The sequence below is a fragment of the Vibrio sp. 10N.222.54.E6 genome, from assembly GCF_041473955.1.
Lineage (GTDB): Bacteria > Pseudomonadota > Gammaproteobacteria > Enterobacterales > Vibrionaceae > Vibrio > Vibrio tasmaniensis_A.
Genome location: NZ_JBFRTD010000019.1, coordinates 15,133 through 28,485 on the forward strand (window position 1 = coordinate 15,133; position 13,353 = coordinate 28,485).

Sequence of the window (13,353 nt, forward strand, 5' to 3'; positions counted from 1 at the left end):
CCTATTTAATTCTATTGATCAAATCGTAAACAGATCTTGGTAATAAATTATCAAGTGGTGGGAGTTGTGGTATTGCTCGCCAATTGGTTGGGTCATGAATCATGCGTGGCTCTACTTGAATGGAAATAGAACCACCAAACAACTCTAATTTATCTTTTGTGCCAGATACAGGAAGTGAACTTTCATGGTAAATAGGAGCTGATATTAAACCTGAATCTCTAAGCATTACGTAAGTGATAACACCTTGTACATCATATAAGCCGCGTGTCAGCTGATACTTTGCGTTCTGAATGGCAATTTGGATACCATCATCCCAGCCGCTATGAAACTCTTCTTCCCAGACTTCGATTTCATCACTGGTTTCGGGTAGTAGCTTTTGGCTGCGAATGGTAGGAGATTTTCCATTAAAGCGAACGTAATCTCGCCATGATGGAGGCGAATCAATAAAATAGGGGTAAGATTGGATATAGTAAGTTTTATCAGCGTATGTAAAAGCAGTTTTCGTATTATCCAGGTATGTTTTTCTACCATCAATTTCCGTTACAATCGCTGGCATTACAAGGTAACTCTTGTATGTCATTAAATACGGAGATAGATCATAGATATCATCTAGATATTTTGAGCTGTCTTCTAGAATTTTTTTAATTTGAGACTCTGCATATACAATGCCGGCTTCCACCCCATAGCTTTTTGCTTCTAAAGCCATGCTTCGTGAGATGATGTCTAGCTGGTCTGTCTTGTCAATTATCCAATTGTTTGATTCTGCTGTTTGGAGTGAATCTCCACGACGTAGATTTTTAAAGTAATCGTAAATTTTAGGATTGGTCTGTGCTTGAGCTATTGGAAGTCCGGTGGTCAACAAAGCTCCACACATCAATATCGCTTTTATCACAACCCACCACCATAATTTATCATTATCACGCCTTTCTTATGTTCGTTGGGCGTTTCCCAAACATGAACATCAACACCTCTGTTGTCGATTTGATTTGAGATATCATCAACTATGTCAATCGCACTGCGTGAGTTAGCTTGAAGCTTCACCCAGAGGGTTTCTGTGTTATTTTTAGCTCCAAATTCTTTGTATTCGTAATCTGTTAATTGGGCTATTAGTTGGAGTGGTTCTTCTGCTTTCCCGTAGAACGCATTCATCGGTATGATTCGTTCCAAACCTTCAGGTACATTGAGATTTGGCGTGTATTTCTTAGCTTGAGGGTTTAGTCGGGCCATAGCTACTGTATGAGCTTGAGCAATCTTCTTCGAGGCCACGGCTTTTTCTGCCAATACTGCGAGTGTCGTTTCAAGTTCTTTTGAAATGTATGCTTTATCATCACTGTTACCACTCACAGATGTAGACTGACAACCAGACATTACCATTGAGAATATTAAAACCTGAAGAATCCTTCTCATTTCACCGTTCCAATTACCAAAATATGCGTTTATATTATATAACTTAATCGGCAAGTTCAATTGTATCAAGGCGACTAATCATGGGTGACACTAACGAATTTAAAACATGCCCAATAATTACGGCGTTTGTAGACAAGGGAGAAGTGACTTCATTTGATGGTGGGTATTTCATAAAACCCATGAGTAATTACAATTTAGAAAGGCTAAATGCGATCCTTACTGGGTTCAGTAAGGAGGTGGGATTTAATTCAACCTCATTAGCAATTTGGCGTGAAATTATTACATACACCCTTAAAAATCATGCAGTTAATGTTAAATCCTCAACTTGGAAGCGTTACCGTATCAGTCTCAATAACGTCCTAAACACTGCTCTTTCTAATGATCTTGCCCCTGCTACATTTTTGCGTAACTTACTCGCTGATATTTCTCTTGTGAAAGTCGATGAAGTGGTTTCAAAAAAAAATGAAAAATCAGAACGAATATTTTCGAATGACATCTATAAGTTGAGAATGGCAGCCAAGTCTCATATAGAAAGAATGGCCGTTCAGTGGCTTGAAGTTGGAATATTAACCAACATCCGTCCCAATGAACTTGATGGAGCGGAAATCAATTATGATGGAGATTCCCCTACCCTTGACGTTCTCAATACTATAAAAAGTGATCAATCAAAAAAAATGATTCAATCTGGCTTAATGGCGACGACTCGAAGTATCAACTTAAGTCATCTTTCATTATTGGATATGTTAATGTTAGAAAAGTTTATTATAGAAAGTGGTCGAATTATTACGGCTGGTGGCTACGAAGCCTTTTATGAAGGTATTAGACAAAAGCTTTTCGCTCTATCGAATAAACATCTTGGCTATTCTCTATCTTTATCTGTAGGCCGCACTCAGTATGCCGCTAACCATCGAGCAATGAACCCAGGCTGCAATCGAGAACTTGCAGACCAAATGGGACATACAGATGTAATGAGAGCTTCTAGGAGTTATGGTAAGAAAGCGAATGGTTATGCTAAGATCGCAATTATTCCAAGCGAGGAAGTTGAGAAAATTGAAGGATTGCTAGGTAGTGATCAATACGAATGATGTATGCCTGCAATCAAAAGCCAATCCCCCTACCACTGGTTCGAAACTTAGTACAGTTGTGGCATTATATTCGTTGCACTTTTCATTTCCTTGATACTCTCATCAGATGTTTCAGGAGCTGCTCCATATGCGATCCCATGCTCTTTTATGTGTTTTAAGTTTCGCTCAACTATCGCTAGACCCGTTTCTATACAGTCACACCAGCGTCCTCTCGTTTTGATTTCTACAGGAATATTTTTCACCATCTTCTTGACGGCTACATTCATATTATTCATCACTTCATCGAACACAGACAATGCTCTCTCTTTTGGTATATTAAAGTGGCCCGTAGCGAGTTCAACAATATCCATCTTGCTCGGAAAGTGAGTGCCATTTATGGACAATGCTGAACGGTAAATACCTTTTTGAGTTTCTACGTTTAAGTTACCGGTAATGACTAGCGGCGTTAGTATCACATCATAAATTGGGCTCACTTTATATGCATACGTGCCATCTTCCTGTTGGTTACCTAAAACGGTAATATTTTTTAGGTGCAAATCATTATTATGAAGTAAATACGAACCTATGATTTGCTTATAGATATCATTGAAGACCTCATTGGTAACTTTTTCTGAGAAGCGCTTTTTAACATTGGAAGCTACGTCTTCAAATGAGAGTTCATATTTTTGGGATGAAGTGGTCATGCAGACTGCACCTAAATCTAATGAAATCGTTTTTTGAGGGTTTTCATCAGAAGCGTAGGGAATATCAAAGCGTTCCGAAATAAGAAACGGTACGCTTTGCGAGTTGTCTATAACCTCGGTAACCTGATTAACAGCCGTGGTTAAACTCGACTGCAAATTATCAAAGAAGGCCGTTTCATCCACAAAGTCATCTCCTAGGCTTTGGTTGTTTATCGTCGCTTCGCTGATCGACTTTTCATTAATCAAAGATTCTTCGCCTGTGTATGACACCATTTCATTTTCATAACTCACCATCTGAAATTTACTTACGTTTAGGCCTGACTCTTTAAGAAGTGTTAACCCCAGCCATTCAGCAAGTGTGATCTGGTCAAAATCCGGCATAGGCATTTTAGCAATGTGAGTAAAACCATCGTTACCTCGTTGTCTTTCAATGTGTTTTTCACCATTTTTTTCATAAAGAGTTATCGGTAATTTAAATTGAGCCCCTGAAAGTTTCGCGCTTTTCTCTCCTTGCATAAGATTAACCATGTCACTCTTGAAGTTTTCTTTATCGATATGAGGGATACCTTCAAAGAACCCTTTAAATATTACGGCATCATCGATAGTAGTTGAATGTAAGCTTGTTGAACCACCAACAAACATGGGACTCGATGGCATTTTCCATTCTTTCTCCAATGCATGAATGGAGTCGCTAGGGAACTTCATTCTTGGCGCAATAGCGGTAATAGGAATGCGTTGTATGTTGACGTTACCGATAAGCATTGTTGCATTGGTAATTTTATTCATCGGATTTCTATCTATTCGACCTGCATCTTCAGGGAGTAAGCTATCAAAGAATGAGTTTTCGATAGATTTGACCATTGATGAATTGGTGTATGAAGCCCAGTCGTCAGGTCTGACTTTTATCATTCCGTTATTAGTGACTACCACATCGAATAGGGATTTGTTGTAGTGAGTCAGGCTGAATGCATCTTTTGTGAATGCTCGTAGGTGGTTGACTTCAAGTTCAATATTTAATTGCAGTACGCTCCTTTGATCACTGTTCAAATACGATTTTAATTTAGACAGGTTATCTAGCGTATGACTCAGATTTGGGAAGTGAGCTTTCATCTTAGTGATGTGCGAAGCTGACCGTAAAACAATCGTATCAAGGTCTGTAATTGAGTTTAGACCTTCGATGTTACGAACAGCATTGATAACGATCTTCTCTAACCCTTTCTCTGTTCGATACATTTCTGCTGGAAAAGTTGCTAAGTGCGACAATGGGGTGGGTTTGTAATTATGTAGTGCGGCAAGGCTTCCTCTAACCTTCTCTATATTTTCGCTAGAACTTATTGAGCTAAAGTACTTAAACGCCGACCTGCTAAAAAACTGATGTCTTAATTGATTCTTACTTTCAACAAGCATGGACAACTCTTGCTTGTTGATCAGTTCACTTTCAATTGTAAAAATCACATTCTCGTGGCCATCTGTTAGGGGCGATGTCGAAATATGAATAGTATCCGTATTGTTGAGCGAATAACCTTTGATCGAAGGTTTAGCCGTGCCGGTTTGGGTAAATTGCCCCAATTCATTACTTAATGGTTCCATTAACGATTCAAATCGTTGTTGTGGTGATGGCCACAGTTGAAGCATTTTGAAAATGAGTGGCATTTCTCTTCTAAGAGTATATTCGATCAGGTTGGCGTTAGATGTGTTATTTAAGCTAGTTTGACTGTCAATATACAAACGTGTTGTTTTACCGTTAGCCATTATCGGGAGCACCTCCCCTGTAGCTGTTAGTCTATCCAACTTGACTTGTGAAGCGGTAACTCCAGAAATGTAAATATTGGCATTCATATTCGTCACTCTAAATTAAATTTCTCATTTACAGTATATATTATATTTAAGATATCGATTCTGCAATCAAAGGTGAAACCAGCGCCCGCCTTGGTATCTTAGCTTTTTCGCTCCATTCGATAAGTGTGAAGTTAGCAGCCTTTAATTTGACCTTTCCTGAAGTCTTTTCTAGGGCATATTCTATCGCAGTGTCTTTGTTGCCTATTAAACAGAAAGACCCAGTTTCACTCTCGACTCCTTCTGTGTTAAAAATGGCCACTAAATATCGATTATCTTCTTGTTTCATGTCTTAGTTCCATCTACTTAATTTTTGATATCTTGTAAGGAGTTGGGTGTTATTACTGAAATTCGCGAGGTCTTCCTTTGTAACCAACCCTAACGTTTGTTTCTGATGTAAGAGTTGAGTCGACAATGATTATCACCAAACCATTGCTTCGCCTTTCCCGTATATGAATTGTAATAAGTGTTTTTTCACCTGACTTATTATACTTTTATACAATGGCCAATCGACAGCTTGGCCAAGTATCGCACTCGCCAAATTGATTGAATTCATATTCAAATCAAACTCTTCAGGAACACCCATTATTTCTGCTTCTAGTTCCAAAGATGGCATTAAATATCGCCCTTGGTACTCAATATATATTGCATCTTTAGTCTGTTTTCTTTGGCTTCTTGTTAGTGACGGAGCGTGCAGCGACGACTCGGAGATAGTTCTGATTCTCCCTGTTTCAATTCCTTTCTTAACGCTACTCGTATCCGTTACATCCCTAAGCTGACCATACATTGTCACAGGCTTGTTTCTGATTATTTTGGTTACCGGCTCTCGAATGTACTTGGCCACCAGTTGATCCCATACAGTCGTTGTGGTGCGTGGGGTTGGCTTAGGGAATTCAAATTTTGTTGGGAGTAATGTTGAAAAGTGGAACAGACGAGCACGACTGCTTACCCCACCGTATTCTCTTGCGTCTAAAACTGCCGTTTTAGTCTTATACCCCATTTGGCGCAGTCTTAAATCCCATAGCTTATATAAATCTGAATCTTTGAATCCGGGAACTTGCTCCATTAATACTACTGGGAATTTAAGGCCATCTATAATTCTCAATCCGTCATAAACCATTGATAGGCTACTGTTGCCCGACTGAAACGATGCCTCCCGTTCGGATGCGGATTTAAGGCGGCTAAACTCAGAACACTCTAATGATATTGTAAATAATGAGCTTGGTTTTTCAGCGTAATATTTCTTAAGCATATCAATACTGACATGGGTAATATCTTCATTGAACACGTTACCGACTTCGACATTTGATATTGCAGATAAGATTCCTGACTCTGAAAAATCAGCATTTTTGTCCGATGCATTACGCGGTCTATATTCGAGCACATGGTCTATTTTAAAACCTTCGCTTGCTGCTGCATGGCAATCGATTCCAGCTGTGCAAGCTGAAAAGCACGATAGCGGTTTTTTACTTGTTAAAACCTGCATCAAGCGCTCAGCTAGTTGATTAACAATAGGAACGACTCTAAATTCTCCGTAGGATATGGATACATGTACTTTATCGGTCGCTTCTGGAATGGAATTGAGTATCGCTTTGGATGATGTCTCAAACGTCAATTCAAATGGGTTGTTTTTCCTACCGCTCTTATAGGTCCTAGAATAAATTCTTTTTACTTTGCTTAGTAACGGCAGTTTTTCGCTTAACTTCACGACGTAACCTAGCCCATCACCGAGGTTTTGCTCTACGACTTTACTTCCTTTCTTAAAGCCCATTAGCGCCAAGATATTTGTAGATAGTTGCACCTTACGTTTACCGCAACTGTATCTGGTAATCGTTAATTGCTTGGTGAACACTCCGGCTGGAGCTGTAGCAGACATGGTAATGGCAGACATACTAAATTTCCTGATGGGTAGTACAGTTAGTTGTTGGTATCGTACTACCCGTTAGTTCATAAATACGTCGGAATCATAGAAAAGCAGTGTTTAACTGTATTTCTGCTTAATTAGTTCGGAGTCTTCGATAACTTCAGTACCAAATTGCAAAGTATTCATCGCAACAATTGATTTGTCATAAATTTGTTCTTCAATGCCTTTTTCCATTTGTTCTGCGGCTATATTGGATTCTCGCAAGCTTTGTACTAAGCCATTTCGATAGTTTTCCATAGAGCCGGACGGGAAGGCTTTGCATAAACCCTTAAGCCAGGGTTTACCAGCATGCTCATTCTCCAATCTAAGTTTGTGTGGCAAGTCCTTAGCAGAGGTGTTCAGCCCCCAAAGCATTGAACCTTTGCACAAGAATTCGACTTTTGCTGAACCACGAATACTATTCATATTTGGAAGGTTGACAGTATATAGCCATAGCATTTGAGAACCTTGCTTTCCATTAGGGCCATGTAAAGAAGTCAGAGCTTTAACTTGTGTTTCGCTTAAGCTGAAGTCTTTCTTTAGGGTGTCTATCTCTTTACCTGTAGTGCCGGAGTATATAAACACATTTGTCGCTTTTTCTTTCATCGTAGATGTAAAATCAGAAGCGGAATGACTAGCTTGGTTAATGTTAAGTCTCCACTTAGGCGCTTCTTTTACAAGCCATTCAATATACATTGCTCCCGCAACAGGAACCGAAATCGAATCGCCTCGATCATTATTCATTTTCACGGTTAATGCGTGCCACTCATCGAGGTTCAGGCATTTGTCTACGTTTCGATATTGGTTTATGCCTTTCTTCCAATAGGCGTGATACAAATCATCCATACCATTAAGGATCGTTTCATTGATAAAGAATTTTTTCATGCCAATGTTCATTGCCAGCAAGTATTCAGCAAAAAGTCGGATGCGAGACTCGTTATCAGTCGATTCGCTCACTATTGGCTTTAAGTCAAAGCTGATCACATGCGCGTCGGCAAAGTCCAAGGTCGTATTGGATGTTAAATGCGGCATTAGCGTTATGTGAGCTCTTAACTTGAATGCTATAGTTTCTATACCTTCAGGATAGATTCGTTGGTAACGTTTTTTTATAGCTGCGTCTGTCGTTAAAGTTTGGATTAAATCATCGATCGTTGGCATCGCCATTCGATGTGCAAGTGATGCCCCCTCAATCGAACCTTTCTGAAAGAGTTCATCTCTAATTTCAAAGTAGGATTTATATAAAATGGTTTCCGAGTTAATGGAAGACGTTTTACTTACCACTATTCCATATTTTTTCGTGAGACTTTGGAGTTCAGGGCTTATGGCTGCATTGAATTTTTTACTTTCATTACGTTGCGCTAAGCGTAGGAACGTTGCCTCAATAATACCTTGTAAAATATCTTTGCCACCTTTGCATGGAAAACCTGTTTCCGGTTCAGCGCAGACAGAGGCATAAAAGTTGATAATGAATTGAAACTCCTGATTCGTTGGCACCTTACGTCCCAGTCTTATATCCAGTGGGTTTACTTTCCAATTATCACTAGATGGGTCCCATCTTTGGCAAACGATGAGTCTCTTTGTTTGATCAGAACCGTATTTCTTCTCCATCATAAGGCGTAGATATTGAAAAGCTCCCTCTGAAGATGGACCGATATCCATAGATACAACTAAAGGCATGTGAGTTACACCCTCTGGCATCATCGAAGCTATGGACTTGGCATTCATTGTTAATGACTTCCCCTGTCTTGGACGCGCAATATACAACGTGTAATCATAATCTTGATAAATGTTGTTGGGATTAAGTAGGCAAACCTTGCCACTTTCATGGCGCATAACAATCGGACCATACTCATTTATGGAACTTTCAGATTGATGGGGTAGAATATCGGCCAATTTATCCGCGCCAATTAGAAATCCGTCGCTGTGACTGGCGTTATTAACACCAGCAATAGATGAGAAATACGTCTGGAATGGACTAATGTTATCAAAAGTAACTCTTGCCCCCCCCCAATCCGTCATAGCTTGTTGCAAGCTTTCACCATGTCGATTGATATCTTGCTCAGATTCACCCCAGGTCGTGATTAGGATTTGAACATTGACAGGCGGTGCATCAAACTCTTGATGGAATGAGTCCATCAGAATCATTTTTTGGTAATATTCTCTGTTCTTTTGCGTTAAGCCACCAATGGTTCTATTGATGCTTTCATTTAACTTTGACCACATATCTTTCGATTTCGGCTTCATGATAAATGTAATTCGGCAAGGAACGCCTTTGAGTCGTTTTAGTAGAATATTAAAAGGTATGTTTTGTTTCGGAGGTACATCTACCGTATGCGTTCCAAAATAGCGATTTCCTATCTTGAGAACGCCATCGATACCATCTTCTACGATGGTTTTACGTGCCATTTGAGCAGACAACGGTTCTGCAAGGAACGCTCCAATATTAAGTTGGTTTGTATCGGGGTTAAGTATCCACGCCCCAGGGGTGGGAGTACCTATCCGCTTATCGTCGATAAAATTGAGTTGAGTGTATTTGGGATGAGTCGGATTTATGCGTGTTAGCATCCACTGTGCTGCTTCTTTCGATTCTATTTTGTCACAAATGATATCCGCATTTCGAAGCTGTTGTAGTATGACCTTTACATTGTTTGAGTGTATTTCAACGGCTTGACTATCTGAAAGAAAAGGATTGGACGCGCCTTGAAATAAAGTTTTGTGCATATTGCTAAGTTGCATTTCTTCAGTTTGGACAGGAACAACCTTACCATCAACATATTCCATCTGTGTTGTCGGCGTCGTCCAAATTGCAATCACATTGTCTTGAGCCATGCTGATTTCAGCATTCGCACCGTTCAGTTCTTGATACATTTCTTCGACATCAATCCCTAGCTTTTCACCAGCAATACGTGAAGGTCGCGTAACCTCATTGATAAGGTCTTTAGAGAAATTGGGATCTTGTTCGTACATCCAGGCGACACACACTTTGTCCGAATTAAAATAGCTTTTTAGAATGCTTAAGACATTATTGTATGCCAACGCATATTCCTGCGACTTTGCATCTCCGAGTATGTTCATTGACCCATTCAGGCGAACAAGCGATAACCTAACCCCTTGTGTAGTTAAGATGGTCGCAGGGTCGATGAGACAAGGCGCTTCAAGGTCTATGTATCGAGCACATTCGTCTTGAAGTTTTTTATTTCCTCTCAGCTTGTTAAAAAAATCAAAGAATATCATTGTTATTGCTTCCCTGTATTTGACGTGTCAGAGTCGTTTTTTTCAATTACCGAGGTGAGATAATTAATTCGTAAAGCTGGGGTTGAGTAATCGACAATTCCATCGAGCTGTTCGAGTAATTCAGGCGATAGAATTTCAACTTCACACAGGCTTTGCGCTATTGCGCAGGAGTTAAATTGAGGATGACGATAAGGGTTCATAATTCACCTGATCTTCTGATTTCTTAATATGTTCGTCTTGATGCTGTTTCTGCTTAATTGCTATATATTCTTGCTGGAATTCAGCGTCATATTCCTTTTCTTCCACTTTTAGTACTGCTGCTTTCATTTTGAATACTTCGCACAGCTGGGCAACTTCTCCGGCCCAACAAAAGAAGCTGACGTAGCCATTGCCAAAGCCAGTTGCAATGATTTGATGTGAACGCTGAACTTCACCAATTATTGTTATCCAATTCGCACGCTCTACACATTTCCACCAAACACTTGTCCAGGTTCCTTTGTATTCGTTAACTAAATTTCTTGTTGCTATCCCATGAGTAACGGACAACTGCAGCGTGTCGTCTTCTACCCAATTACTTTGGATATGTTGAACTGCCTTTGAGTCGACAGTGAATACATCTTCAATGGTAAATTTCAGCTTGCTGTCCAAATTACTGATGGCATTCAGTTCAACATTTGACATCCACGTACTTTGTTTTTCAGGCCAATCTAACTTTACGGTCGTACGAGTTACATTAACGAGGACAAACGCAATTTGCTCCACAAGCAATATACGTTTGGGGTCCTTACGGCACACCTTAATGAGAGCTGGATTACGTTTAGGTTCTTGAAGCAACAACCCTTGCTTTAATAATTCAGTCCAGTGTGTAGGAGCCCACCTTTGACAGAATACTTGCTTATCCATGACGACCCCTTGCGGGTAAAGTCGTATGCTTTCCCTTTCAAGCCATCGCCCTAAGAAAGCATGGTTGCCAGTTGGTTTTGGGAGAGCATTTGGGTGTTGGGTTTCACGACGCAGCATATTGAGGTGTCGGTCATATTTGATTAGCCATTTAATAAGGCTGTTATTTCCTTTGATGGCAAAGTTGTCTTGTGAGCTATCTAGTAGTACTGAGTCATCATTTGAGTCTGGATTCCAAATAGACAAGACTGAAAAAAGACTTCTGTATTCGTAGGGCGTCAGCGATAAGCAGTGAAAGCTGCAGCCATCTATTTCCTGCAGTGTGGTTTCGTCGACATTGCAATAGAATCTACCATTGCTTCTACGTCTTAATGATTCTTCCATAGCTAATTTGCTATGGAAGCGACTGACCTTGCCACTTACAGTTATTATCAACCAGTGATCTAGTCGACCTGTTGGGTTAAGCTTCCAAATTAGAACTGGTTCTTTTTTTTGATCGCGTTGTCGTGATGAGTTGAGTCCTGAATCCATCGTTCCCTCTTCGGTAGATACTATGCTTTCAGGCTAGACAGGTTTAGACATCGACTGTAGAGCATTTCGACGTGACCATTGAGAGATACAAAGTTTTCCTTTGAATATATCTTATTGAGTTCATCTGCTAACTCGGTATCCACGAGATAGCGGATAGGTTCGAAAAATTTCATTCGTTTTTCATAAGCATCCTCTGGCATTTCAAACAGCATGGTAACCAATGTTTTTTGATCGTGCAGATTGGCATGTCGATAAGCGTTGGTAACCATTGACACTCTTTGCTCTAACTCGCCAAGGAAAGCTTCAACATGGGTTGAGAAATCGATTAGGCCTTGCTCCTGCTCCGTCATATCCGTTTCTTTCTTATGAATCATTGGGATGTCTGGATGAGACTGATAGTAATGCATGAGTCGCTGCAGGTTGTTTAAGTCGGGTTGAGATATTTCGGGTAGATATACGAAAGTGATCTTATTGTCGAATAATGCGGCGTGGCCAAGTCGTTGCCCTAGAAAGCAAAAAGGGCAAACTGTTACCATATTATCTAAAGTAAAATCACTGTCTTTATAGCAACCATTTTTGGTCACCACTTGCTGCATCTTGGATGCAGAAAAATCGCACAGAAAACATTTTTTATTATCTCTAGCTAATACTTTCTTCGCCAGAGACAAAAATAATGGGTTTTCTTGTTCTAATAAACGATCAACGCATTCAGTACGATTTATAGCAAGTGGTTTCATAAATTGCCTATTTTGTTGTTTGACCCTGATTTAAATTAAGCATATCACTTGTAGATAAGCCCTTTTCGCCGCCCATCATAAAATTGATTACTTCTGTAGTACCGAAAAATGAAACTATGAACATAACTATCAGAGCTGGAGCGCCGATTAGACACAGACCTTTTAAAAAGTCGATTCCAATGTCTTTGCTTGCATTCGGATCTTGCTGTGGCCCTTTAAGTTTGTCCAAGCTGTAACCCACACTTAGCCATTTCATCGCCCCCACACCTATTGATATAATGAATGCGATACCAACGAAAAATGCGATAACACGCACTATGTTAGTGCCTATGACTTCAATTCCTGTTGCTGCAAAAGCCGATGGCGAGGTTACGACGATGCCAGCCGTAATTAACGCCAACAATACAGACTTTTTATTTGTCTCTTGAGTGATATTTTTCATTGTTTTTCCTTATCGAGTTTCTAGCTATTTATTCGTTTAAAAAGGCCATTAAGATAAGACAAATCTGCATAATAACTTTCTGCTAGATTCATCCAAAATTCTGGAAATATAAAAATACAGCCACACACCAAACCCCATATAGCCCTTAAGCGAGCTGACTTTCTTACTTGCTCTTGAGGGTGTCCGGCATATTGCCCGTGCTTAAGACCTACGGTTAAGGCAAAACCACCCATACACCTTGATATAGTGAGTACAAACAAGGCTAACTTCAGTTCTGCGTCTGATGGTACCGCTCCATTCATGTAACCAAGTTGAGCGTAGGGGTCTTTAATGAACTGGCCATCAACCCCTATGGAAGTTGCCAGCATCATGGATACGGTATTTATGGTGATTAACATCAAGCCAAACAATAAACGTACCATTATGTTTGTTACGTTTGTCTCTTGCTGCATTGTTTGTTGATTGGATGTCTTTAATTTATCTAAGCTATGAAACACGCTTAAAATGATCATCAACCCACTTGCGATAGCAAAGAAGTAAATAAAGTACGTAAAATATGATAATAATGAAATAAACGAACTAAGCATGATATAAG

11 protein-coding genes are annotated in these 13,353 nt (G+C 39.8%); 1 reads left to right on the forward strand and 10 read right to left on the reverse strand.

From position 1 onward, the window contains the following. Position 1: 1 nt before the first annotated feature. Both AB4513_RS12555 and AB4513_RS12560 read right to left on the reverse strand, forming a co-directional pair. Positions 2–892 (reverse strand): type IV secretory system conjugative DNA transfer family protein, encoded by an 891-nt coding sequence (locus AB4513_RS12555; RefSeq protein ID WP_133151958.1) that lies wholly within the window; start codon positions 890–892, stop codon positions 2–4. Next, positions 889–1,407: a DotD/TraH family lipoprotein gene (locus AB4513_RS12560; protein ID WP_133151957.1), complete on the reverse strand. Its 519-nt coding sequence runs from the start codon at positions 1,405–1,407 to the stop codon at positions 889–891. The genes AB4513_RS12555 and AB4513_RS12560 overlap by 4 nt, the downstream gene beginning before the upstream one ends. 80 nt (positions 1,408–1,487) lie before the next feature. On the opposite strand from AB4513_RS12560, the gene AB4513_RS12565 reads away from it, so the two are divergent. Next, a complete protein-coding gene (locus AB4513_RS12565) occupies positions 1,488–2,492 on the forward strand; it encodes a hypothetical protein (protein WP_102257453.1) in 1,005 nt (334 codons plus the stop codon). A 47-nt stretch (positions 2,493–2,539) separates the two neighbouring features. Here AB4513_RS12565 and AB4513_RS12570 read toward each other — a convergent pair whose 3' ends face one another. The 8 genes from AB4513_RS12570 to AB4513_RS12605 form a co-directional block, all read right to left on the reverse strand. After that, on the reverse strand, positions 2,540–4,927 hold the full coding sequence (locus AB4513_RS12570) for a HipA domain-containing protein (protein WP_157936393.1): 2,388 nt from the start codon (positions 4,925–4,927) through the stop codon (positions 2,540–2,542). Between the two features lie 133 nt (positions 4,928–5,060). Continuing rightward, positions 5,061–5,300, reverse strand: coding sequence for a hypothetical protein (locus AB4513_RS12575; RefSeq protein ID WP_102257451.1), 240 nt, complete (start codon positions 5,298–5,300; stop codon positions 5,061–5,063). Between the two features lie 132 nt (positions 5,301–5,432). Next, positions 5,433–6,902, reverse strand: coding sequence for a DNA cytosine methyltransferase (locus AB4513_RS12580; RefSeq protein ID WP_102257450.1), 1,470 nt, complete (start codon positions 6,900–6,902; stop codon positions 5,433–5,435). Positions 6,903–6,992: 90 nt separating this feature from the next. Then, positions 6,993–10,148 carry a hypothetical protein gene (locus AB4513_RS12585; protein WP_102257449.1) on the reverse strand — a complete coding sequence of 1,052 codons (3,156 nt, stop codon included), beginning with the start codon at positions 10,146–10,148 and terminating at the stop codon, positions 6,993–6,995. Positions 10,149–10,319: 171 nt separating this feature from the next. Next, on the reverse strand, positions 10,320–11,579 hold the full coding sequence (locus tag AB4513_RS12590) for a hypothetical protein (RefSeq protein ID WP_102257448.1): 1,260 nt from the start codon (positions 11,577–11,579) through the stop codon (positions 10,320–10,322). Positions 11,580–11,599: 20 nt separating this feature from the next. Further along, positions 11,600–12,316 (reverse strand): hypothetical protein, encoded by a 717-nt coding sequence (locus AB4513_RS12595; protein WP_102257447.1) that lies wholly within the window; start codon positions 12,314–12,316, stop codon positions 11,600–11,602. A gap of 7 nt (positions 12,317–12,323) precedes the next feature. Then, a complete protein-coding gene (locus AB4513_RS12600; protein WP_102257446.1) occupies positions 12,324–12,758 on the reverse strand; it encodes a hypothetical protein in 435 nt (144 codons plus the stop codon). Between the two features lie 20 nt (positions 12,759–12,778). Then, positions 12,779–13,345, reverse strand: coding sequence for a hypothetical protein (locus AB4513_RS12605; protein WP_102257445.1), 567 nt, complete (start codon positions 13,343–13,345; stop codon positions 12,779–12,781). Between the last annotated feature and the right edge of the window lie 8 nt (positions 13,346–13,353).